Annotated in this window: 21 protein-coding genes; 19 read left to right on the forward strand and 2 right to left on the reverse strand. The window is 70.6% G+C overall.

Going from position 1 to position 22278, the window contains the following annotated elements:
• The first annotated feature begins 22 nt into the window (after nt 1–22).
• The 7 genes from ACGFRG_RS17155 (at nt 23) to ACGFRG_RS17185 (ending at nt 8518) form a co-directional block, all read left to right on the forward strand.
• Nucleotides 23–1774: an ABC transporter substrate-binding protein gene (locus ACGFRG_RS17155; protein ID WP_361420594.1), complete on the forward strand. Its 1752-nt coding sequence runs from the start codon at nt 23–25 to the stop codon at nt 1772–1774.
• Nucleotides 1775–1878: 104 nt separating this feature from the next.
• Nucleotides 1879–2889: an ABC transporter permease gene (locus tag ACGFRG_RS17160; protein ID WP_361420591.1), complete on the forward strand. Its 1011-nt coding sequence runs from the start codon at nt 1879–1881 to the stop codon at nt 2887–2889.
• Entirely contained in the window at nt 2886–3980 is a 1095-nt protein-coding gene (locus ACGFRG_RS17165; protein WP_361420588.1) for an ABC transporter ATP-binding protein, read from the forward strand. The genes ACGFRG_RS17160 and ACGFRG_RS17165 overlap by 4 nt, the downstream gene beginning before the upstream one ends.
• Before the next feature lie 62 nt (nt 3981–4042).
• Nucleotides 4043–5329 (forward strand): ABC transporter ATP-binding protein, encoded by a 1287-nt coding sequence (locus ACGFRG_RS17170; RefSeq protein WP_393264913.1) that lies wholly within the window; start codon nt 4043–4045, stop codon nt 5327–5329.
• A gap of 96 nt (nt 5330–5425) precedes the next feature.
• The gene (locus ACGFRG_RS17175) at nt 5426–6832 is read left to right on the forward strand and encodes a M1 family metallopeptidase (RefSeq protein WP_393264670.1); all 1407 of its coding nucleotides are present in this window, start codon (nt 5426–5428) and stop codon (nt 6830–6832) included.
• Nucleotides 6833–6891: 59 nt separating this feature from the next.
• Entirely contained in the window at nt 6892–7551 is a 660-nt protein-coding gene (locus ACGFRG_RS17180; RefSeq protein ID WP_361420582.1) for a trimeric intracellular cation channel family protein, read from the forward strand.
• Between the two features lie 127 nt (nt 7552–7678).
• The gene (locus ACGFRG_RS17185; RefSeq protein WP_361420579.1) at nt 7679–8518 is read left to right on the forward strand and encodes a thioesterase family protein; all 840 of its coding nucleotides are present in this window, start codon (nt 7679–7681) and stop codon (nt 8516–8518) included.
• 147 nt (nt 8519–8665) lie between these two features.
• Here the strand turns inward: ACGFRG_RS17185 and ACGFRG_RS17190 are convergent, their stop codons facing one another.
• The gene (locus tag ACGFRG_RS17190) at nt 8666–9310 is read right to left on the reverse strand and encodes a TetR family transcriptional regulator (RefSeq protein ID WP_393264672.1); all 645 of its coding nucleotides are present in this window, start codon (nt 9308–9310) and stop codon (nt 8666–8668) included.
• A gap of 94 nt (nt 9311–9404) precedes the next feature.
• Here ACGFRG_RS17190 and ACGFRG_RS17195 point away from each other — a divergent pair, with 94 nt between their 5' ends.
• The 4 genes from ACGFRG_RS17195 (at nt 9405) to mnmA (ending at nt 12363) form a co-directional block, all read left to right on the forward strand.
• A complete protein-coding gene (locus ACGFRG_RS17195; protein ID WP_361420573.1) occupies nt 9405–9563 on the forward strand; it encodes a hypothetical protein in 159 nt (52 codons plus the stop codon).
• 2 nt (nt 9564–9565) lie between these two features.
• On the forward strand, nt 9566–9835 hold the full coding sequence (locus ACGFRG_RS17200; protein WP_361420570.1) for a DUF4190 domain-containing protein: 270 nt from the start codon (nt 9566–9568) through the stop codon (nt 9833–9835).
• A 144-nt stretch (nt 9836–9979) separates the two neighbouring features.
• Nucleotides 9980–11149, forward strand: coding sequence for a cysteine desulfurase family protein (locus tag ACGFRG_RS17205; RefSeq protein WP_393264676.1), 1170 nt, complete (start codon nt 9980–9982; stop codon nt 11147–11149).
• An 89-nt stretch (nt 11150–11238) separates the two neighbouring features.
• Nucleotides 11239–12363: a tRNA 2-thiouridine(34) synthase MnmA gene (mnmA, locus tag ACGFRG_RS17210; RefSeq protein ID WP_361420564.1), complete on the forward strand. Its 1125-nt coding sequence runs from the start codon at nt 11239–11241 to the stop codon at nt 12361–12363.
• A gap of 104 nt (nt 12364–12467) precedes the next feature.
• On the opposite strand, the gene ACGFRG_RS17215 is transcribed toward mnmA, so the two are convergent.
• Nucleotides 12468–12890: a DUF427 domain-containing protein gene (locus tag ACGFRG_RS17215; RefSeq protein ID WP_393264678.1), complete on the reverse strand. Its 423-nt coding sequence runs from the start codon at nt 12888–12890 to the stop codon at nt 12468–12470.
• A 102-nt stretch (nt 12891–12992) separates the two neighbouring features.
• Between ACGFRG_RS17215 and ACGFRG_RS17220 the strand changes: the two genes are divergently transcribed.
• The 8 genes from ACGFRG_RS17220 to ACGFRG_RS17255 all read left to right on the forward strand — a co-directional run bounded on the left by ACGFRG_RS17220 (nt 12993) and on the right by ACGFRG_RS17255 (nt 22275).
• Complete coding sequence (locus tag ACGFRG_RS17220; RefSeq protein WP_361420558.1) at nt 12993–13556, forward strand: TIGR00730 family Rossman fold protein; 564 nt, start codon at nt 12993–12995, stop codon at nt 13554–13556.
• Between the two features lie 16 nt (nt 13557–13572).
• Nucleotides 13573–14262: an SDR family oxidoreductase gene (locus ACGFRG_RS17225; RefSeq protein WP_361420555.1), complete on the forward strand. Its 690-nt coding sequence runs from the start codon at nt 13573–13575 to the stop codon at nt 14260–14262.
• Entirely contained in the window at nt 14259–15287 is a 1029-nt protein-coding gene (locus ACGFRG_RS17230; protein ID WP_393264681.1) for a methionine synthase, read from the forward strand. The genes ACGFRG_RS17225 and ACGFRG_RS17230 overlap by 4 nt, the downstream gene beginning before the upstream one ends.
• Nucleotides 15288–15312: 25 nt before the next feature.
• Nucleotides 15313–17550 carry an NAD-dependent DNA ligase LigA gene (gene ligA / locus ACGFRG_RS17235; protein ID WP_393264684.1) on the forward strand — a complete coding sequence of 746 codons (2238 nt, stop codon included), beginning with the start codon at nt 15313–15315 and terminating at the stop codon, nt 17548–17550.
• 271 nt (nt 17551–17821) lie between these two features.
• On the forward strand, nt 17822–19942 hold the full coding sequence (locus ACGFRG_RS17240) for a putative bifunctional diguanylate cyclase/phosphodiesterase (RefSeq protein WP_393264687.1): 2121 nt from the start codon (nt 17822–17824) through the stop codon (nt 19940–19942).
• 295 nt (nt 19943–20237) lie between these two features.
• Nucleotides 20238–20534 (forward strand): Asp-tRNA(Asn)/Glu-tRNA(Gln) amidotransferase subunit GatC, encoded by a 297-nt coding sequence (gene gatC, locus ACGFRG_RS17245; protein WP_188275625.1) that lies wholly within the window; start codon nt 20238–20240, stop codon nt 20532–20534.
• Nucleotides 20534–22039, forward strand: a complete 1506-nt coding sequence (gene gatA, locus ACGFRG_RS17250) for an Asp-tRNA(Asn)/Glu-tRNA(Gln) amidotransferase subunit GatA (protein ID WP_393264915.1) — start codon at nt 20534–20536, stop codon at nt 22037–22039. Before gatC ends, gatA begins: the two co-directional genes overlap by 1 nt.
• The gene (locus tag ACGFRG_RS17255; RefSeq protein WP_361420542.1) at nt 22036–22275 is read left to right on the forward strand and encodes a hypothetical protein; all 240 of its coding nucleotides are present in this window, start codon (nt 22036–22038) and stop codon (nt 22273–22275) included. The genes gatA and ACGFRG_RS17255 overlap by 4 nt, the downstream gene beginning before the upstream one ends.
• The last annotated feature ends 3 nt before the right edge of the window (nt 22276–22278 follow it).

A 22278-nucleotide genomic window follows, 5' to 3' on the forward strand; every position in this document is an offset into this window, starting at 1 on the left:
CCATAGAGGGGGCATTCCTCCGGTGAAGTCAAGAAAAGCGACCCTTGTGATCGCCACTGCCGTGGCGCTGACCCTTGGTCTGTCCGCGTGCAACGACTCCAAGAGCGACAAGGGCGACGGGAAGAAGAGCGTCACCGACGCCGCCCTGAGCTCCATCGTCAACAAGTCCGACAAGAAGGGGGGCACGGCCACCTACGCGATGTCGGACGTGCCGGACTCCCTGGACCCGGGCAACACGTACTACGGCTGGGTGCAGAACTTCTCCCGGCTGTACGGCCGCACCCTCACCTCGTTCAAGCCGGCCGCCGGCAAGGACGGCCTGACCGTGGTCCCGGACCTCGCGGAGTCGCTCGGCAAGGCCAGCCCCGACGCGAAGACCTGGACGTACACCCTGAAGAAGGGTCTGAAGTTCGAGGACGGCACGCCGATCACCTCGAAGGACGTCAAGTACGCCGTCGAGCGCTCGAACTTCGCCCCCGAGGCGCTGTCCAACGGCCCGACCTACTTCAAGTCCCACCTGGAGGGTGGCGACAAGTACCAGGGTCCGTACAAGGACAAGAACCCGAACGGCATCGCGTCGATCGAGACCCCGGACGACACCACCATCGTCTTCAAGCTGAAGGACGCCTTCGCGGACTTCGACTACCTCGCGACCTTCTCGCAGACGGCCCCCGTGCCGCAGTCGAAGGACAAGGGCGCGGCGTACGTCCAGCACATCGTCTCCTCCGGCCCGTACAAGTTCGAGTCGTACGAGGAGGGCAAGAGCGCGACCCTCGTCCGCAACCCGCAGTGGGACCCGAAGACCGACCCGATCCGCCCGGCCCTGCCGGACAAGATCAACATCCGGTTCAAGGTCAACGCGGTCACGGTCGACAACGACCTGCTCGCCGACAACCTGACGGTCGACGCGGCCGGTACCGGTGTCTCCCCGCAGACCCAGCCGAAGGTGCTCCAGAGCGCCAAGTACAAGTCGCAGACGGACGGTTCGTACGCCGGCGCGACCTCGTACATCGGTCTGAACGTGAACGTCGCGCCGTTCGACAACATCCACTGCCGCAAGGCCGTCCAGTGGGGCATCGACAAGGCGTCGATCCAGGCCGCGGCCGGTGGCGCGCCCAAGGGTGACGTCGCCACCACGCTGCTGCCGCCGACCGTCAACGGGTACAGCAAGTTCAACCTGTACGAGACCCCCGGTGACAAGGGCGACGAGGCCAAGGCCAAGGACGAGCTCAAGCAGTGCGGTCAGCCGAACGGCTTCACGACCAGCCTGACCGCTCGCTCGGACCGCCCGTCCGAGATGTCGATGGCGACCGCTGTTCAGGCGTCGCTGAAGAAGATCGGCATCAACATGGACATCAAGTCCTTCCCCGCGGGCAAGTACTTCCAGAACTTCGCCGGCAACCCGCAGTACGTGCACGACCACAAGCTCGGCATGATCATGACCGCGTGGGGTGCCGACTGGCCGACCGGCTTCGGCTTCCTGGACCAGGTCGTCAACGGTGCGGCCATCAAGCCGTCCGGTGGCAACAACGTCCAGGAGCTGAACGACCCGGCGATCAACAAGGCGCTGAACGACGCCATCGCCAACACGGACAAGACCGCCCGTGAGAAGGCCTGGGGCGACATCGACAAGATGGTCGCCGAGAACGCCTCCGCCGTTCCGCTGATCTACCGCAAGAACCTGCTGTTCCGCCCGACGTCGGCCACCAACGTCACCGTCACCCAGGCGTACCTCGGTATGTACGACTACCTGCTGATGGGTTCCTCCAAGTAAGTAAGCGGCTGAACACCCGAGTTCTTTTGAAAGGCAGGTGAAGGCACCGGTGCCCGCCGGGTCGGGAGACCCCCGGCCGGGCGGGCACCGGTTGCCGGACAGCTGTGGCTGCGTACATCATCCGACGCGTTTTCGGCGCGGTGCTCCTGCTGCTGATCGTCAGCGCGGTCACCTTCGCGATTTACTTCCTGGTGCCCCGGCTCGCCGGCCAGACGATGGACCAGCTGGCCGCCCAGTACGTGGGCAAGGACGCCAATGCCAGTGCGATCGCAGCGGTGAAGAAGAACCTCGGGTTCGATCAACCGCTCTACACCCAGTACTGGCACTTCATCAAGCAGATCTTCGTCGGCGCGACCTACAAGTTCGGTCCCGACGCCTCGGTCTGCAACGCCCCCTGCTTCGGCTACTCGTTCAAGAACCACGTCGAGGTCTGGCCGCAGCTGACCGCGCGTATCCCGGTCACCTTCTCGCTCGCCATCGGTGCGGCCGTCATCTGGCTGGTCTCCGGTGTGGGCGTGGGTGTGGTCTCCGCCCTCAAGCGCGGATCACTCCTGGACCGGTTCTTCATGGGCGTCGCCCTGGCCGGCGTCTCCCTCCCGATCTTCTTCACCGGAATGCTCTTCCTGGGGCTGTTCACGGTCCAATGGCCGATCTGGTCCGGCGTGAACTACGTACCGTTCACGGACAATCCGGCCGACTGGGCATGGAACCTGCTGATCCCCTGGTGCAGCCTCGCCTTCCTCTACTCCGCGCTCTACGCCCGGCTCACCCGGGCCGGAATGCTGGAGACCATGGGGGAGGACTACATCCGCACCGCCCGCGCCAAGGGCCTGCGGGAGCGGACCGTCATCGGCAAGCACGGCCTGCGCGCCGCGCTCACCCCGATCGTCACCATCTTCGGCATGGACTTCGGCCTGCTGATCGGCGGCGCCGTCATCACCGAGCAGGTCTTCTCCTTCCAGGGCCTCGGCTTCTACGCGGTCGACGGCGTCCGGAACAACGACCTCCCGGTCGTCATGGGAGTGACCCTGGTCGCCGCCTTCTTCATCGTTCTCTGCAATCTGCTGGTGGACCTGGTGTACGCCGCGATCGACCCCAGGGTGAGGCTCTCGTGAGCGACCTGAACAAGACCGGCGCCGCCGTGGGCGAGCCCGTGGCCGAGCGTCCCGCCGACGCGGGTGACGCGTTCCTGTCCGTACGGGACCTGCGCATCCACTTCGACACCGACGACGGCCTGGTCAAGTCCGTCGACGGGGTCAGCTTCGACATCAAGCCCGGCCAGACCCTCGGCATCGTGGGCGAGTCCGGCTCCGGCAAGTCGGTGACCTCGCTCGGCGTGATGGGGCTGCACCGCAGCACCAACGCCAAGATCTCCGGCGAGGTCTGGCTGGACGGCGAGGAGCTGATCGGCGCCGACGCCGACCACGTGCGGCGGCTGCGCGGCCGGAAGATGGCGATGATCTTCCAGGACCCGCTCTCCGCGATGCACCCGTACTACTCGGTCGGCGCGCAGATCGTGGAGGCCTACCGGGTCCACAACGAGGTCACCAAGAAGGTCGCCCGCACCCGCGCCATCGAGATGCTCGACCGGGTCGGCATCCCCGAGCCCGGCAAGCGCGTGGACTCCTACCCGCACGAGTTCTCCGGCGGTATGCGCCAGCGCGCGATGATCGCGATGGCGCTGGTCAACAACCCCGAGCTCCTGATCGCGGACGAGCCGACCACCGCCCTGGACGTCACCGTCCAGGCGCAGATCCTGGACCTGATCCGGGATCTGCAGAAGGAGTTCGGCTCCGCCGTCATCATGATCACGCACGACCTGGGCGTCGTCGCCGAGATGGCGGACCACCTCCTGGTCATGTACGGCGGCCGGTGCATCGAGCGGGGACCCGCCGAACAGGTCTTCTACGAGCCCCAGCACCCCTACACCTGGGGCCTGTTGGGCTCCATGCCGCGCATCGACCGGGAGGAGACGGACCGGCTGATCCCGGTCAAGGGCTCCCCGCCGTCCCTGATCAACGTGCCGTCCGGCTGCGCCTTCAACCCGCGCTGCCCGTACGCGGACATCCCCAAGGACGACGTCACGCGCACCGTGCGTCCCGAGCTCAAGCAGTGGGACGACACCGAGGGGCACTTCTCGGCCTGCCATATGTCGCAGGAGGAGCGGACCCGTATCTGGACCGAAGAGATTGCGCCGAAGCTGTGAGCGAGAGCAAGCCCGCCGAGGGCACTGAGGGCACTGAGGGCACCAAGGTCACCGACAAGGCGATCCCGGCGCAGTCGGCCGCCTCGCCCGAGCCGCTTCTCAAGGTGGAAGGGCTCGTCAAGCACTTCCCCATCAAGAAGGGGCTGTTCGGGCGGCAGAGCGGCGCGGTCAAGGCGGTCGACGGCATCTCGTTCGACGTGCTGCCGGGCGAGACCCTGGGCGTCGTCGGTGAGTCCGGCTGCGGCAAGTCGACGATGGGCCGGCTGGTGACGCGGCTGCTCGAACCGACCGGCGGCAAGGTCGAGTTCCAGGGCAACGACATCACGCACATGTCGGCCGGGCAGATGCGTCCGCTCCGCCGCGACATGCAGATGATCTTCCAGGACCCGTACGGCTCGCTCAACCCGCGCCACACCATCGGCGGGATCGTCTCCACCCCGTTCCGGCTCCAGGGCGTCACGCCCGAGGGCGGGGTGAAGAAGGAGGTCCAGCGGCTGATGGAGCTGGTGGGCCTCAACCCCGAGCACTACAACCGCTATCCGCACGAGTTCTCCGGCGGCCAGCGCCAGCGCATCGGCATCGCCCGCGCGCTCGCGCTCAACCCGAAGCTGGTCGTGGCGGACGAGCCGGTCTCCGCGCTCGACGTGTCGATCCAGGCGCAGGTGGTCAACCTCCTGGACGACCTCCAGAGCGAGCTGGGCCTCACGTACGTGATCATCGCCCACGACCTGTCGGTGATCCGGCACGTCTCGGACCGGATCGCGGTGATGTACCTCGGCAAGATCGTGGAGCTCGCCGACCGCAAGTCGCTGTACTCGGCGCCCATGCACCCGTACACCAAGGCGCTGCTCTCGGCCGTGCCGGTGCCGGACCCCAAGCGCAAGGGCCTCAAGAGCGAGCGGATCCTGCTCAAGGGGGATGTCCCCTCGCCGATCTCGCCGCCCAGCGGCTGCCGCTTCCACACCCGGTGCTGGAAGGCGACGGAGGTCTGCAAGACGCAGGAGCCGCCGCTGATCGCGCTGAAGACCGGCCACCAGGTGGCCTGCCACCACCCGGAGAACGCACCGGACCAGGCCCCGGGCGAGACGGTGCTGGCGTCGGCGCGGGATTCGGCGCAGCTGGTGTCGACGGCCAAGGACGAGGCTCCCGCTGACGCGGCTTCTGCCGAGGCGGCTCCCGCTGAGGTGGCGGAGACCGAGGCGGCAGCGGCCGCCGACGCCGAGACGGAAGCCGTTGCCGACGCCGAGACGGAAGCCGTTGCCGACGCCGAGTCGGAGGCGGCTGGTACCGCCGAGCCGGTGGCCGAAACCGGACCGGACTCCGCCGCTCAGGAGTCAACCGACAAGTAAGGCATGACAGTTCGGCAAAGTCATGTTCATGTCGAAACGGGAGAGTGCAGAGTCTGCGTGTCCGTATCAACGGAAACGCGTTCGAAGGGCAGACTCATGGCACTCTCCCGTTCGGCCCGTCGCACCTCCAGACTGCTCGCCCTCGCCACCGCGGCGGCATCGGCCTTCACCATCGCCGCCGCACCGGGTGGCGGCTCGCCCGGCGCCCCCGGCATCGGCGACCCGTACTTCCCCAACCTCGGCAACGGCGGCTTCGACGCCCTCCACTACGACCTCGGCGTCAGCTACCACCCCGACTCCGGGCGGCTCGACGGGCGTACGACCCTCACGGCCCGCGCCACCCAGACACTGACCAGCTTCGACCTCGATCTGCAGAAGCTCACCGTGGACGCGATACGGGTGGACGGCAGACCTGCCGACTTCACGCGCGACGGCGACGAGATCGTCATCACGCCCCGTCATAAGCTGCGCAAGGGCCATGAGTTCGAGGTCACCGTCGTCTACGGCGGGGTGCCGATGCCGCTCAACGGCCCCATCGTCTTCGGCTCCGACTACGGCTGGATGAAGACCAAGGACGGTGTGTTCGTCGCCTGCGAGCCCAACGCCGCCTCCACCTGGTTCCCCTCCAGCGACCACCCCGCCGACAAGGCCACGTACGACATCCGTATCGACGCGCCCAAGGGCCTGACCGGCGTCTCCAACGGCAAGCTCGTCTCCTCGTACGACAAGGGCGGCCGCTCGTACTTCCACTGGCGCGAGAGCAAGCCGATGGCGACGTATCTGGCGACCGCGACCATCGGCAAGTTCGATGTGCGGACCGGCAGGACACCTGCCGGGACGCCGATCTATGTGGCCATCGACCCGGTGCTCAAGGGGCAGAACAAGGTCGATGTGTACGCGGTGACGGCCGAGGCGACCGATTACTGGTCCAAGCTCTTCGGCCCGTACCCCTTCGAGGAGACCGGCGCGATCGTCGACGACATGCCGCAGGCGGGCTTCTCCCTGGAGGTCCAGTCCAAGCCGGCGTACTCGGCGGTGCGCAACGAGACGACCATCGTCCATGAGCTCGCCCACCAGTGGTTCGGCGATTCCGTCTCGGTGGCCCAGTGGAAGGACATCTGGCTCAACGAGGGCTTCGCGAGCTACGCGCAGTGGCTGTGGGAGGAGCACAAGGGGCGGGGGACCGCCCATGACCTGGCCCGCGCCTACTACAACCGGGTGCCGGCCACGGACGCGTTCTGGCAGCGGGAGGTCGCGGACCCGCAGCGCGACACGATGTTCGACTCGGCCGTCTACCGGCGCGGCGCGCTGACCCTCCAGGTGCTGCGCGAGCGCATCGGCGACGACGCGTTCTTCAAGCTGCTGCCCGCGTGGACCACACTGCACCGGTACGGCAACGCGAACACGGCCCAGTTCGTGAAGCTGGCCGAGAAGATCTCGGGGCAGCGGCTCGGCGACCTGTTCCAGAAGTGGATCTACACGACCGGCAAGCCGGCCTGGTAGGAGAGCGGGAGCACCCGATGTGTGCGAGCGGGGAACACGTGTCGGGGTAAAAATATCGGGTGCTCCACGAACTGTTCACCCCCTCCGTCCAGCATGCCCTCGACCTCGTCGGGATCTTCGTCTTCGCGATCTCCGGCGCGCTGCTCGCCGTACGCAAGAACTTCGACGTGTTCGGCATCGCGGTACTGGCCGAGGTCACCGCGCTGGGCGGAGGGCTGTTCCGCGACCTGATCATCGGCGCGGTGCCGCCTGCCGCGTTCAGCGATCTCGGCTACTTCCTCACCCCGCTGTTCGCCGCCGCCCTGGTCTTCTTCCTTCACCCGGAGGTCGAGCGCACCCAGAACGCGGTCAACGTCTTCGACGCGGCGGGCCTGGGCCTGTTCTGTGTCACGGGTACGACCAAGGCGTACGACTACGGGCTCGGGCTCACCTCGTCCGCGACGCTGGGTCTCGCGACGGCGGTCGGCGGCGGCGTCCTGCGCGACATCCTGGCCAACGAGGTTCCCTCGCTGCTGCGCTGGGACCGCGATCTGTACGCGGTCCCGGCGATCGTGGGCGCCACGATCGTGGCGCTGTGCATCCGCTTCGACGCCCTGAACGCGGCGACCAGCGGCGTCGCCATCGTCACCGCGTTCTCGCTGCGGCTCGCGGCGATGCGCTACCACTGGCGGGCGCCGAGGGCGTGGAACCGCAGGAGCGCGGCGGCGGAGGAGGGGTAGGGCGGAGGGCTCCGGGTGGCCTCGCGACGGGCCCCGGATGGGCCTCGCGACGGGCCCCGCATGGGCCTCGCGGTGACCTCGAAAGAAAAGCTACCGCTCAGTAACGTAACCGTGTACCGTACGCCGCATGGCACAGGCAACGATCGGGGACAGCGAGTTCGACCGGGACACCGCAGTCATCCCGCGTGAAGACGAAGAAGGCGTCTACGACGCCCACCTCTCCGCCGGCTGGACGATCATCCAGGCCGTCAACGGCGGCTACCTGCTCGCACTGCTCGGCCGCACACTCGGCCAGGCGCTCCCGCACCCGGACCCGTTCAGCGTGACGGCGCACTACCTCACGCCGTCCGCCCCCGGCCCGGCCGTCGTGCGCACCCAGCGCGTACGCACCGGCCGCACGCTCTCCACCGGCCAGGCGTCGCTCTTCCAGTTCGACGAGAACGGCGCCGAGGTCGAGCGGATCCGCGTCCTCGCCTCCTACGGCGACCTGGACGCGCTCCCCGACGACGTGCGCACCACCGCCAAGCCGCCCGCGATCCCGCCGCTCGAACACTGCCTCGGCCCGGCCGACGGCCCGGCGCCGATCCCCGGCAGCTCGGCGATCACCGACCGCCTGATGCTGAAGCTCGACCCGACGACGCTCGGCTGGGCGGTCGGCGCGCCCTCCGGCAAGGGGGAGATGCGCGGCTGGTTCGGCCTGGCCGACGGGCGTGACGCCGACCCGTACTCGTTGCTGCTCGCGGTCGACGCACTGCCGCCCACCGCGTTCGAGATGGGCCTGACCGGCTGGACCCCGACGGTCGAACTCACCGCCCACATCCGCTGCCGCCCGGCGCCCGGACCCCTGCGTGTCTCCATCACCACCCGCAACCTGGCGGGCGGCTTCCTGGAGGAGGACGCGGAAGTCTGGGACACCGCGGACCGGCTGGTCGCCCAGTCCCGCCAACTGGCGCGGGCGCAGCGGTAGCCCTCCGGGGGGCGTGGTTTTCGGCTGCGGACCGTGTGTGGCTGGTCGCGCAGTTCCCCGCGCCCCTCAGATGGGCCCTTCGGGCCCCCTCAGGGGCGCGGGGAACTGCGCGACCAGCCACAATGGACCCGCAGCCGACCAGCGTGCTCAATCCAGCCAGTGCCGACGCCCCAGCGTCACCAACCGCAACTGCCGCCGCGCGGTGGCGATCACCGCCTCCTCGGCCCGGCGAGCCGCGACCTCGCTGTCGCACGAGGCTCCGGCCTCAAGGATCGTGGACGCGGTCACCACCATGTGATCCACGTACACACCCGCCAGCATCCGCAGATCCTCCGCACTCCACCCCACCGACTCCGGATCCGCCCCCAGCGCCGCCGCGACCTCATCGGCGAACCGGCGCAGCTGGACGCCGATGGCCTCCCGTACCGGCGCGACCCCGCCGTGCCGCTCCCGCGCGATGAAGCGGACATGCGCCGGGTGCGCGCGTACATGCGCGGCGATCAGATCCACGGCCCGGTCGATGCGCTCCTCGCTCCCCCCGGTCGTCACGATCGCCGCCCGGATCGTCTCGTGCAGACTGCCCAGCGCCTCCTCGACGAGGGCGACGCCGAGGTCGGCGGTGTCCTTGAAGTGCCGGTAGAACGCGGCGGGGGCGACCCCCACGGCCCGGGTCACCTCGCGCAACCCCAGGCTGCTGAGGCTCTGGTGCTCCAGCAGCCCGAGCGCCGCGTCCAGGAGCGCCTGACGGGTCTTCTGCTTCTGGGCCTGCCGGATCCCGAGAGTGTGGCTCATACCACTCAGTAAACAGCTGTTCGCCCAATTTGAAAAGGCTAGACTGAGGAGTCAGTGAACAGTCGTACTCTGAAATCGACTTGAGAGGCACGTCATGCTTTTCCTCGTCGCAGCCCTCCTCCTGCTGGGGGTCGTGCTGGGCTCAGCGGCGCACCTTCCGCTCCCGGTCACCCTGGTCGCCGCCGGCGCCATCGGCCTCTGGCTGCTCGTCTTCGCCGTACGTGAACGCCTCGCCTCGCACCGGAGGGCCTGACCATGGAACTCGTCCTGAACCGCCGCCGCGCCCGCGACAAGGACGCCGACGGTATGGCCGTCGCCGCCTTCGTCCTCGGTCTGCTCGGGCTGCTCGTCATGAACATCGTGCTCGGCCCGATGGCCATCGTGCTGGCCGGACTCGCCCTGCGCTACGGCACCGCACGGCGCGGCCGCGCCTGGCTCGGCCTGGCCCTCGGCGTCGCCGATCTCGCGGTGCTCGCGGGTCTGGTCATGGCCGACGGAACCGTCTCCTGGGGGCTCGGCGGCTGAGAGCCCGTGAGCTGGGAGGCCCTCGGGAGCGCTTAGGGAGTGCCTGGGAGGTGCCTGGGGAGTGCCTGGGGATCCTCTCGGGAGCCCTTCCAGGGGGCTCGGGGCCGGGGTGCGCTCCGGGTGGCTCGTAGAATCGGGCCCACCATGGCTTACCTCGACCACGCCGCGACCACGCCCATGCTCCCCGAGGCGGTCCGGGCGATGACCGCCCAGTTGGCCGTCACCGGCAACGCGTCCTCGCTGCACGCCGCCGGACGCCGGGCCCGCCGCAGCGCCGAGGAGGCCCGCGAGGAACTCGCCGAGGCACTCGGCGCGCGCCCCAGCGAGGTCGTCTTCACGGCCGGCGGCACCGAGGCCGACAACCTCGCCGTCAAGGGCCTGTACTGGGCCCGCCGCGACGCCGACCCGCGCCGGGTCCGCGTCCTGGCCAGCCCCGTCGAGCACCACGCCGTACTCGACGCGGTCGACTGGCTCGCCGGGCACGAGGGCGCCACCGTCGAGTACCTGCCGGTGGACTCGTACGGACGGGTGCACCCGGCGGCGCTGCGCGAGGCGATCGAGCGCGACCCCTCCGACGTGGCCCTGGCCACCGTCATGTGGGCCAACAACGAGATCGGCACGGTCCAGCCGGTACGCGAACTCGCCGATGTGGCCCGGGAGTTCGACATCCCGCTGCACGCGGACGCGGTCCAGGCGGTCGGCCAGCTCGACGTGGACTTCGCGGCGTCCGGCCTCGCGGCCATGACCGTGTCGGGCCACAAGATCGGCGGCCCGTACGGCATCGGCGCCCTGCTCCTCGGCCGTGAGTACACCCCCGTCCCCGTGCTGCACGGCGGCGGCCAGGAGCGCCATGTCCGCTCCGGCACGCTCGACGTCCCGGCGATCGCCGCGTTCGCCGTGGCGGGGCGGCTGGCCGCCGAGCGCCGCGCCGACTTCGCCCGCGAGGTCGGCGGCCTGCGCGACGCCCTGGTCGACGCGGTCCGCACGGCGGTCCCGGACGCGATCCTCGGCGGCGACCCGGCCCCCGGCGGCCGCCTCCCCGCCAACGCCCACTTCACCTTCCCCGGCTGCGAGGGCGACTCCCTTCTGCTCCTCCTGGACGCCCAGGGCATCGAATGTTCCACCGGCTCCGCCTGCACGGCCGGCGTGGCCCAGCCCAGCCACGTCCTGCTGGCCACCGGCACCCCGCCCGACCTCGCCCGAGGCACCCTCCGCTTCTCCCTCGGCCACACCTCGACGCGGGCGGACATCGACGCGGTCGCGACGGCGATCGGCCCGGCGGTGGAACGGGCCCGGACGGCGGGCCTGAGCTGACGCCGCACGGGGTGCGGCGCGGTCCGCACCCCCGCGCCGGGATACTCGCGAGCCACCACCCGCGCGGCCCACGTACCCTGGTGGGTGCTATGACGAAGACATCCCCGCGCCCCCTCCGCGTGCTCGCCGCCATGTCCGGCGGTGTCGACTCGGCCGTCGCCGCCGCCCGCGCCGCCGAGGCGGGCCACGACGTCACCGGCGTCCACCTCGCCCTGTCCGCGAATCCGCAGTCCTTCCGCACCGGCGCGCGCGGCTGCTGCACCATCGAGGACTCGCGCGACGCCCGCCGCGCCGCCGACGTCATCGGCATCCCGTTCTACGTCTGGGACCTGGCGGAACGCTTCCGCGAGGACGTCGTCGAGGACTTCATCGCGGAGTACGAGGCCGGCCGCACCCCCAATCCGTGTCTGCGCTGCAACGAGAAGATCAAGTTCGCCGCGCTGCTGGACAAGGCGCTCGCCCTCGGCTTCGACGCGGTCTGCACCGGCCACTACGCCACGGTCGTCCTCAACGAGAACGGCGGCCGCGAACTGCACCGCGCCAGCGACATGGCCAAGGACCAGTCGTATGTGCTCGGCGTCCTCGACGAGAAGCAGCTCGCGCACGCCATGTTCCCGCTCGGCGACACCCTCACCACCAAGGACGAGATCCGAGCCGAGGCCGAGCGCCGGGGCCTGGCCGTCGCCAAGAAGCCCGACAGCCACGACATCTGCTTTATCGCCGACGGCGACACCCAGGGCTTCCTGGCCGACCGCCTCGGCAAGGCGGAGGGCGACATCGTGGACGAGTCCGGCGCGAAGCTGGGCACCCACGAGGGCGCGTTCGGCTTCACCATCGGTCAGCGCAAGGGTCTGCGCATCGGCCACCCCGCCGCCGACGGCAAGCCCCGCTACGTCCTGGACATCTCCCCGGTGAACAACACGGTCACCGTCGGCCCGGTGGAGGCCCTGGACGTCACCGGACTCACCGCGATCAAGCCCCGCTGGTGCGGCGACGCCCCGGTGGGCCCCGGCACGTACACCGCCCAGCTGCGCGCCCACGGCGGCGAGAGTGAGGTCACGGCCGAACTCGTCGGCGACGAGCTGCGGGTGAGCTTCACCGAGCCGGTCCGCGGCGTGGCGCCCGGCCAGGCGATCGTGCTGTACGACGGCACGCGCGTGGTCGGCTCGGCGACGATCGCGACGACGGCCCGGGCCACGGCCGCGCTGGCCTAGCCCGGCTGCCTGGCCGGCTCGCGCGGCCGGCCAGGCAGCCACCCGGGCCCGCGCCGGCCAGCCAGCACGGCCAGCCCGCCCGGGCCCGCGTCGGTCGCGGGTGATCAGCTCCCGGTGGCCGTGCTCTCGGACTCCGTCCCCATGAAGCACAGGTGGTCCTTTATCAGCGTCACGGCCGCCAGCGGCTCGTGATACGCCCAGGCTATGTCGGGCGCGTCCGGCAGCGACCAGTACGAGGCAACTCCCTTGTACGGGCACGTGGTTCGCGTGTCGGACGGGGTCAGCAGATCCAGTCGGACGTCCTCGGGCGGCAGGTAATAGCGGACCGGCAGGCCGTCCTCGCGCACCAGCAGCGGGCGGGTGCTCTCGGCGAGCACCTGTCCGTCCCGCAGCACGCGGACGCGGAGCGCGCCCTCCTCGGCGGCCTCGGCCGTGACGAGGTGTTCCGGGTCGTAGGGCGGCGGCGAACCCGGCGGGGGCGCGGCGGCGTTCGTGGGCTCGGCGAGAATCGTGTAAATCGTCGTCATGCCCGCTCAACGGCCGGTCGCCCGCCGCTTGTTCCCCCGTTCACCGTTCGGGGCACTGTTCACCCGTTCGAGTGGCGAGGTGTCCCGTCGTACTGTTGAGCCATGAACATCTGCGTCTTCCTCTCCGCCGCCGACCTCGACGACCGCTACACCGGCCCGGCCCGTGAGTTCGCCGAACTGCTCGGCAAGGGCGGTCACACGCTGGTGTGGGGCGGCTCGGAGAGCGGGCTGATGAAGGTCGTCGCCGACGGGGTGCGGCAGGCGGGCGGGCGGCTCGTCGGGGTCTCCGTCGACTTCCTGGCCGCCACCGCCCGGGCGGACGCCGACGAGATGGTGATCGCCAAGGACCTCGCCGAGCGCAAGGCGCTGCTCCTGGAGAAGGCCGACGCCGTCGTGATCATGGTCGGTGGCACCGGCACGCTCGACGAGGCGACCGAGATCCTGGAGCTGAAGAAGCACGGCAGGACCACCAAGCCGGTCGTCCTGCTGAACACGGCGGGCTTCTACGACGGGCTCAAGCAGCAGTTCCGCCGCATGGACGAGGAGGGGTTCCTGCCCGTTCCCCTCACTGACCTGGTCTTCTTCGCGGAGGACGGCGTCGGCGCGCTCGCCTACCTGGAGGCTGTGACATCAGCGGCGTCCGCCGCGGGCACGGGCGTCCAGTAGTGCGAGCATTACGGGTATGGCTACACACCTGATCACCGGGGCAGGCTCCGGCATCGGCGCGGCGGTGGCGCGGCGGCTGCACGCGCGCGGCGACGAGCTCCTCCTCCTCGCACGCGACGCCGGGCGCGCCAAGGAACTCGCGGGGCGCTTCCCCGGCGCCCGCACCCTGGTCGGCGACCTCGCCGAGCCGGACCGGCTCTCCTGGGCCTTCTCGCACCAGGCGCTGCCCGACCGCCTCGACTCGCTCCTGCACATCGCGGGAGTCGTCGACCTCGGGCCCATCGGCGAACTGCGCCCCAAGACCTGGCACCAGCAGCTCAACGTCAACCTGATCGCGCCCGCCGAGATCACCCGCCATGTGCTGCCCCAACTGCGGGCCTCCCAGGGTCATGTGGTGTTCGTGAACTCCGGCGCCGGGCTCAACGCGCACGCCGAGTGGGGCGCCTACGCCGCGTCCAAGCACGGCCTGAAGGCGCTCGCCGACTCGCTGCGCCAGGAGGAGCACCCCAACGGCGTCCGCGTCACCTCCGTCTACCCGGGCCGCACCGCCAGCCCGATGCAGGCGAAGGTGCACTCGCAGGAGGGCAAGGAGTACGTCCCGGCCCGGTTCATCGACCCCGAGTCGGTCGCGACGACCGTCGTCATGGCCATCGACCTGCCGCGCGACGCGGAGGTCAACGACCTGACCGTACGGCCGGGCCGATGAGCGACGCGGCCACCGACTTCCCCTGGGGCGCCGCGACCGGCGTCGGGTCCATGCCCGGCGGCGACGCGCGCGAGGCCGCCAAGACGGTCACCGGGTCCTTCATCGGGTCCGGCGGGTCGGCCGGTGACTTCCCGTTCCTGGCGGAGCTGCCCGCGCGCGGCCCCGGCGCCGACATGATCGGGCGCACCACCGGGCTGCTCGTCGAGATGTACGCGCGCGTGGAGCCCAGCGGCTGGCGGCTGGGCGACCGGCCCGGCCGGGACACCAAGCGGGCCGTCTCCTGGCTCGGCGAGGACCTGGACGCCCTGGAGGAGTTCACCCAGGGCTACGAGGGCCCGCTGAAGGTCCAGGCGGTCGGGCCGTGGACGCTCGCCGCGGCCCTGGAACTGCGCGGCGGCGAGGCGGCCCTCGGGGACCCCGGCGCCTGCCGCGACCTGGCCGGTTCGCTCGCCGAGGGCCTGCGCGGCCATCTCGCGGACGTGCGCCGCCGGGTGCCCGGCGCCAAGGTCGTGCTCCAGCTCGACGAGCCGTCGCTGACCGCCGTGCTGCGCGGGCAGATCAGGACCGCCAGCGGCTACCGGACCCACCGGGCCGTCGACCGCCAGGTCGTCGAGGGTGCGCTGCGCGATGTCCTCGCGGTGCACGACGGCCCGGTCGTCGTCCACTCCTGCGCGCCCGACGTGCCGTTCGCCCTGCTGCGCCGTGCCGGAGTCGCCGGTGTCTCGTTCGATTTCTCCCTGCTCACCGAGCGTGACGAGGACGCGATCGGCGAGGCGGTGGAGAGCGGCACCAAGCTGCTCGCCGGAGTGGTCGGCGGCGTGGACGGCCCATTGTCAGACCCTGCCGGTAGCGTCATGGGTGTCAGGACGTTGTGGCGCAGGCTGGGGCTGCATCCGGGGACTCTCGCCGAGTCCGTGGTGATCACCCCGTCGTGCGGGCTCGCGGGTGCTTCGCCGGCGTACGCCCGCGCGGCCCTCGCCCACTGCGTCAAGGCGGCGAGATCGCTCGCGGACAACCCTGAGTGACGGGGAAGACGGGAAACGGGAGGACATGACAGTGGCTGGCGAACAGAACGCAGTGGTGCCCGCGGACGCACGGGAGAAGCACGCGCTCCTCGCCGAGCAGGTCGAGGAGCACCGCTTCCGGTACTACGTGAAGGACCAACCGGTCATCAGCGACGGCGACTTCGACAAGCTGTTGCGCTCGCTGGAGGCACTGGAGGAGGAGTACCCGGAGCTGCGCACGCCGGACTCACCGACCCAGAAGGTCGCCGGGGCGTACGAGACGGACTTCGCCTCGGTCGAGCACCGCGAGCGGATGCTGTCGCTGGACAACGCGTTCGACGACGAGGAGCTGGCCGCCTGGGCCGAGCGCGTCGCCAAGGACGTCGGCACCGCCGAGTTCCACTACCTGTGCGAGCTGAAGGTCGACGGGCTCGCGGTCAACCTGACGTACGAGCACGGGCGGCTGACCCGCGCCGCCACCCGGGGCGACGGCCGCACCGGCGAGGACATCACGCCCAACGTCCGCACCATCGCCGACATCCCCGACCGCCTCAAGGGCGACCGCGTCCCGGACCTCGTCGAGATCCGCGGCGAGGTCTACTTCCCGATGGAGGCGTTCGAGGGGCTGAACGCGCGTCTGGTGGAGGCGGGCGACAAGCCGTTCGCCAACCCGCGCAACGCCGCGGCCGGTTCGCTGCGCCAGAAGGACCCCAAGGTCACCGCCACCCGCCCGCTCCACATGGTGGTGCACGGCATCGGCGCGCGCGACGGCTTCACCATCGACTGCCTCTCGCACGCGTACGAGCTGCTGCGCGAGTGGGGCCTGCCCACCGCCCAGCACAACAAGGTGGTCTCCTCGCTCGACGAAGTACGCGAGTTCATCGGGTACTTCGGGGAGAACCGGCACTCGGTGGAGCACGAGATCGACGGCGTCGTCGTCAAGCTCGACGAGATCCCGCTCCAGGGCCGCCTCGGCTCCACCGCGCGCGCCCCGCGCTGGGCGATCGCCTGGAAGTACGCGCCGGAGGAGGTCAACAGCAAGCTGCTCAACATCCGGGTCGGCGTCGGCCGCACCGGCCGCGTCACGCCGTACGCCCAGGTGGAGCCGGTCACCGTGGCGGGCTCCGAGGTCGAGTTCGCCACCCTGCACAACCAGGAGGTGGTGAAGGCCAAGGGCGTCCTCATCGGCGACACGGTGGTGCTGCGCAAGGCCGGTGACGTGATCCCGGAGATCCTGGGGCCCGTCGCGGATCTGCGGGACGGCACCGAGCGGGAGTTCGTGATGCCCGCCGAGTGCCCCGAGTGCGGCACCGCGCTGCGGCCCATGAAGGAGGGCGACATCGACCTGCGCTGCCCCAACGCGCGGTCGTGCCCCGCCCAGTTGCGCGAGCGGCTGTTCTATCTGGCGGGCCGCAAGAGCCTGGACATCGAGAACTTCGGCTATGTCGCCGCCGCGGCCCTCACCAAGCCGCTGGAGCCGTCCCCCGAGTTCTCGGCTTCGCTCGAACAGGGGGCACCCCCACCGCCGCCGCTGCTCGACGAGGGCGACCTCTTCGACCTCACGATGGAACAGCTGCTGCCCATCAAGGCGTACGTCCTGGACCAGGACAGCGGGCTGCCCAAGCGCGATCCGAAGACCGGCGAGGAGAAGATCGCCCTGGTCTTCGCCAATATGAACGGCGAGCCGCGCAAGAACGCGGTCTCGATGCTGGAGAACATCGCCGCCGCCAAGGAGCGCCCGCTGGCCCGGTTCCTCACCGGTCTGTCGATCCGTCATGTCGGCCCGGTCGCCGCCGAGGCGCTGGCCCGCGAGTTCCGCTCCATCGACCGCATCGAACAGGCCACGGAGGAGGAGCTGACCGCGGTCGACGGTGTCGGAGACATCGTGGCGAAGTCGCTCAAGGAGTGGTTCGCCGAGGACTGGCACCGCGAGATCCTGCGCAAGTGGAAGGCGGCCGGCGTCCGGATGGAGGACGAAGGCGCAGGTGAGGACGAGGGGCCGCGTCCGCTGGAAGGTCTCACGGTGGTCGTCACGGGAACGCTGGAGCGGCACACCAGAGATGGCGCGAAAGAAGCGCTGCAGAGCCGTGGAGCGAAGGTGACCGGTTCCGTTTCCAAGAAGACATCGTTCGTTGTCGTCGGGGACAACCCTGGTTCCAAGTACGACAAGGCGATGCAGCTGAAAGTTCCGGTTCTCGACGAGGACGGCTTCGCTGTCCTGCTGGAACAGGGTCCGGAAGCCGCCCTCGCCGCAGCTGTGCCGACGTCGCAGGAGGGGGAATAAGAGGAGGGGAGGGCTCCCTTCGGGGCGCCTTCGGTCACCCGTTCAGCGCATACCAGACGGATCAGGGTGGCCAGGCCGCATTCGGGCAAGACCTGTAGACCGCTGCCCGTCAGAGCCCTGTGCGGCCTACTGTTGGGATGTGCGCCGGTCGTGCACGGCTGAAACGGGGTGCCTCCGCTCACCGCGAGCTGGGGGAAGGGTCCCAGTCGTGGTGCCATGACAACGGGGCCATCGCGTGGCATCGGCACCGCCGGCTGTGAGAGGGACGGGAATGAAACCGACCGAGAGCGCCGCCCCGGCCGCACGGCTGCGCGGGTTCGCGGGATTCTCCTCCAGGCTGACCGCCGGCATCCTCTCGACCGCCGCCGTCGCCCTGGCCGCCGGGTTCTACCGCGTCCTGCACGCGGGTGACGCCCTGTTCCCCGGCTCCACCACGGGCTGGGCGCTGGCCGTCCTGACCGGGATCATCGTGGGCCACCTCGTCGCGCTCGGCCGCGACCGCTGGTGGGGCGGCACCGGCTCCGGCGCCGCCCTCACCCTGGCCGTACTGCTCCTGTACGGCTGGGTGCCCGCCGGGCTCGTCTCGCTCGCGGTGGTGGCGCTGGTCGGCGCGGCGCGCCGGCACCGCTGGCGCCAGGGCCTGCTGCACGGCTCGGTGGACGTCCTGGGAATCGGCGCGGCCGCGCTGGTGCTCGCCGCGTTCGGCCACACCCCGACCGTCGGCGCCCCCTGGTGGCCCACCGACTGGAGCATCGCCTCGGTGCCCGTGGTGGTGCTCGCCGCCGGCACGTATCTGGTGGTCACCCGGATACTGCTGTGGTACGCGCTGGCGCCCCGGGGCGGCGGGCTGCCCACGGTCGCCCGGACGGCCCTGCTGCGCCAGGGCCTGGTGGCGGTGGCGCTGCTCGGTATCGCCCCGCTGATCTGCGTCGTCGCGATGGCGATGCCGGTCCTGCTGCCGCTCTTCGCGGTGCCGCTGATCGCGCTCGACTCCACGCTCTGGATCGCCCGGGCCCGCGCCGAGGAGCAGCTGCGCGACCCGCTCACCGGCCTGCCCAACCGACAGTGGCTGCTGGAGCGGACCTGGGCGGCCCTGGAGGAGGCCGAGGACCACGGCGCCCGCGCCGCGCTCGTCCTCATCGACATGGACCGCTTCCGCTCGGTCAACGACACCCTCGGCCACCTCGCGGGCGACCGGCTGCTGCTCCAGATCGCCGACCGGCTGCGGCTCGCCCTCCCGCGCGGCGCGGAGGCGGCCCGGCTCGGCGGCGACGAGTTCGCCGTACTGCTGCCGGTGGCCGACTCCGCGACCAGCACCATGCGTATAGCCCGAGGCCTGGTCGCCGAGCTCTCCTCGCCACTCGACCTCGACGGCCTCACCCTGGTCCTTGAGGCCAGCGCGGGCGTCGCCGTCTACCCCGAGCACGCGCTCGACGCGGAAGGGCTGCTGCGCCGGGCGGATGTGGCGATGTACCAGGCGAAGCGGGACCGTACCGGGGTGGAGGTGTACGAGTCGAAGCGGGACTCCAACACCCCCGACCGGCTCGGCCTGTTGGGCGATCTGCGGCGCGCGCTCGACGCGGGCGACGTGGAGCTCCACTACCAGCCGAAGGTCCGCTTCGACGGCCAGGTGGCCGGGCTCGAAGCCCTGGTGCGCTGGGTGCACCCGGAGCGCGGGCGGGTGCCTCCCGACGAGTTCATCGCGATCGCCGAGTCGTCCGGGCTGATGCCGCATCTGACGGAGTACGTCCTGGAGACGGCGCTCGCCCAGGTCGCCCGCTGGCGGGCGCAGGGCCTCACCGTCCCGGTCGCCGTGAACGTGTCGCCGCGCGATGTCCACACCCCGGGCTTCGCGGGGGCGGTCGCGGCGCGGCTGGCCCGGCACGGCGTCCCGGCCGGTTCGCTCCAGCTGGAGATAACCGAGCACGTCCTTCTTGAGGACCCGCAGCGGGCCGCCGACACCCTGGCCGGGCTCACCGGCCACGGCGTGAAGATGTCCCTGGACGACTTCGGTACGGGGTACTCGTCGCTGGTCCATCTGCGTCGGCTGCCGGTCAGCGAGCTCAAGATCGACCGCTCCTTCGTGGCCCGCCTCGCCGTGGACAACGAGGACGCCGAGATCGTCCGCTGCACCCTCGACCTCGCCCACTCCCTCGGTCTCCTCGTCGTCGCCGAGGGCGTGGAGGACGACGAGACCTGGGAGCGCCTGCGGGACCTGGGCTGCGACGCCGTCCAGGGGTGGCTGGTCGCCGCCGCGATGCCGCCCGCCGAGACCACGGCATGGCTGCTCGCCCGTGGCTCGCGCGGCTGGCAGCGCCCCGCCGACCTGGAGGCGGCCGCCAGGTCCGCCGCGGCCGCTGCCGAGGAGCCGTCGGGCACCCGGGTCCAGTGACCGGCGCGCCCGTCCGCCCGGGCCGGGCGCGTCCGACGTCACCGTAACGCCGTAACGGCCCCGGAAGTCACGGCAGTTCCGGGACGGATGCCGGGGCGGATGTCGGGCCGAGCCGGGCCACCGCGGCGCCGACCTCGCGCGCCCGCGCGCGAGGGGCGTGCCGACCCTCGGCCCGCTGAGACGGGGCCCCTGGGGCCGCGATCCGGGGCCCCAGGCGAAACCGTTTCGTGCGGTGGCCACCCCGCCCCATAGGATTGGCCCCAAACCACACACACTCACCCCAGAGGATCGCTGCATGCCTGGCATTACGCGCGAGGAGGTCGCCCACCTCGCCCGGCTGGCACGTCTGGAGCTGAAGAGCGAAGAGCTGGACCACTTCGCCGGACAGCTCGACGACATTCTTGGCGCGGTCGCCCGCGTCTCCGAGGTCGCCGACCAAGACGTACCCCCGACCTCCCACCCGCTGCCGCTGACCAACGTCATGCGCGCGGACGAGGTCCGTCCGTCGCTCACCCCCGCGCAGGCGCTCTCCGGCGCCCCGGCCCAGGAGCAGCAGCGTTTCAAGGTGCCGCAGATCCTGGGGGAGGACTAATCACCATGACGGACAGCAACATCATCAAGCTCACCGCCGCCGAGATCGCCGCGAAGATCGCCTCCGGCGAGCTCACGGCCGTCGAGGTCACCGAGGCCCACCTGGCCCGGATCGAGGCCGTCGACGAGAAGGTGCACGCCTTCCTGCACGTCGACCGCGAGGGCGCGCTCGCGCAGGCCCGCGCCGTGGACGCGAAGCGGGCAGCCGGCGAGAAGCTGGGCCCCCTCGCGGGCGTCCCGCTCGCCCTGAAGGACATCTTCACCACCGAGGGCATCCCGACCACGGTCGGCTCGAAGATCCTCGAAGGCTGGATCCCGCCGTACGACGCCACGCTCACCAAGCGTCTGAAGGCCGCCGACGTCGTCATCCTCGGCAAGACCAACATGGACGAGTTCGCCATGGGGTCCTCGACGGAGAACAGCGCGTACGGGCCGACCGGCAACCCGTGGGACCTCACCCGGATCCCCGGCGGCTCCGGCGGCGGCTCCTCCGCCGCCCTCGCGTCCTACGAGGCGCCGCTCGCGATCGGCACGGACACCGGCGGCTCGATCCGCCAGCCCGCCGCCGTCACCGGCACCGTCGGCGTCAAGCCGACCTACGGCGCGGTCTCCCGCTTCGGCATGGTCGCGTTCTCCTCCTCCCTCGACCAGGGCGGGCCCTGCGCCCGTACGGTCCTGGACGCGGCGCTGCTGCACGAGGTCATCGCCGGGCACGACCCGCTCGACTCGACGTCCATCGACGCGTCGGTCCCGCCGGTCGTCGAGGCCGCGCGGAACGGCTCCGTCGCCGGGATGCGCGTCGGTGTCGTCAAGCAGTTCGCGGGCGAGGGCTACCAGGCCGGTGTCGTCCAGCGCTTCAACGAGTCGGTCGAGCTGCTGAAGTCGCTCGGCGCCGAGATCGTCGAGCTGGACTGCCCCTCCTTCGACCTGGCGCTCTCCGCGTACTACCTGATCGCGCCCTCCGAGTGCTCCTCGAACCTGGCCCGCTTCGACGCCATGCGCTACGGCCTGCGGGTCGGCGACGACGGCACGAAGTCGGCCGAGGAGGTCACTGCGCTCACCCGCGAGGCGGGCTTCGGCGACGAGGTCAAGCGCCGCGTCATCCTCGGTACGTACGCGCTGAGCTCCGGCTACTACGACGCGTACTACGGCAGCGCCCAGAAGGTCCGCACGCTCATCACGCGCGACTTCGAGAAGGCCTTCGAGCAGGTCGACGTGATCGTCTCGCCGACCACGCCGACCACCGCCTTCCCGATCGGCGAGCGCGCCGACGACCCGATGGCGATGTACCTCGCGGACCTGTGCACCATCCCGACCAACATGGCCGGCAACGCCGCCATGTCGCTGCCCTGCGGCCTCGCGCCGGAGGACGGGCTGCCGGTCGGGCTGCAGATCATCGCCCCCGCCATGAAGGACGACCGCCTGTACAAGGTGGGCGCGGCCGTCGAGGCCGCCTTCGTGGAAAAGTGGGGTCACCCGCTGCTGGAGGAGGCACCGTCGCTGTGAGCGCACTGACCAAGGCCAAGGGCTTCAAGAAGTCCAAGACCGGTACGTACCTGTCCATCGGCACCACCGCGTTCGGCGCCATCAGCGTGATCAAGCAGGCCAAGAAGGCCCGCACCGAGCACGACACGCTGAAGCTGCTCGACGCTGTCGTCTCCGCCGCCGCCATCGCCACCGGCATCGCTCTGCTCTACCGCGAGCTGAAGCGCCTGGGCGACGACGACGTCCTGCTGGGCTAGAGA

It is taken from the genome of Streptomyces sp. NPDC048696 (genome assembly GCF_043198895.1).
GTDB lineage: Bacteria > Actinomycetota > Actinomycetes > Streptomycetales > Streptomycetaceae > Streptomyces.

Excerpts from the sequence above, each read along its gene's own strand:
- ACGFRG_RS17220 (WP_361420558.1), top strand. The coding sequence starts at position 12,993 with ATGAACATCTGCGTCTTCCTCTCCGCCGCCGACCTCGACGACCGCTAC.
- ligA (WP_393264684.1), top strand. The coding sequence starts at position 15,313 with ATGACAGTGGCTGGCGAACAGAACGCAGTGGTGCCCGCGGACGCACGG.
- ACGFRG_RS17230 (WP_393264681.1), top strand. The coding sequence starts at position 14,259 with ATGAGCGACGCGGCCACCGACTTCCCCTGGGGCGCCGCGACCGGCGTC.
- ACGFRG_RS17190 (WP_393264672.1), bottom strand. The coding sequence starts at position 9,310 with ATGAGCCACACTCTCGGGATCCGGCAGGCCCAGAAGCAGAAGACCCGT.
- ACGFRG_RS17185 (WP_361420579.1), top strand. The coding sequence starts at position 7,679 with ATGGCACAGGCAACGATCGGGGACAGCGAGTTCGACCGGGACACCGCA.
- mnmA (WP_361420564.1), top strand. The coding sequence starts at position 11,239 with ATGACGAAGACATCCCCGCGCCCCCTCCGCGTGCTCGCCGCCATGTCC.
- ACGFRG_RS17215 (WP_393264678.1), bottom strand. The coding sequence starts at position 12,890 with ATGACGACGATTTACACGATTCTCGCCGAGCCCACGAACGCCGCCGCG.
- ACGFRG_RS17205 (WP_393264676.1), top strand. The coding sequence starts at position 9,980 with ATGGCTTACCTCGACCACGCCGCGACCACGCCCATGCTCCCCGAGGCG.
- ACGFRG_RS17195 (WP_361420573.1), top strand. The coding sequence starts at position 9,405 with ATGCTTTTCCTCGTCGCAGCCCTCCTCCTGCTGGGGGTCGTGCTGGGC.
- ACGFRG_RS17240 (WP_393264687.1), top strand. The coding sequence starts at position 17,822 with ATGAAACCGACCGAGAGCGCCGCCCCGGCCGCACGGCTGCGCGGGTTC.
- ACGFRG_RS17200 (WP_361420570.1), top strand. The coding sequence starts at position 9,566 with ATGGAACTCGTCCTGAACCGCCGCCGCGCCCGCGACAAGGACGCCGAC.
- ACGFRG_RS17175 (WP_393264670.1), top strand. The coding sequence starts at position 5,426 with ATGGCACTCTCCCGTTCGGCCCGTCGCACCTCCAGACTGCTCGCCCTC.
- ACGFRG_RS17225 (WP_361420555.1), top strand. The coding sequence starts at position 13,573 with ATGGCTACACACCTGATCACCGGGGCAGGCTCCGGCATCGGCGCGGCG.
- gatC (WP_188275625.1), top strand. The coding sequence starts at position 20,238 with ATGCCTGGCATTACGCGCGAGGAGGTCGCCCACCTCGCCCGGCTGGCA.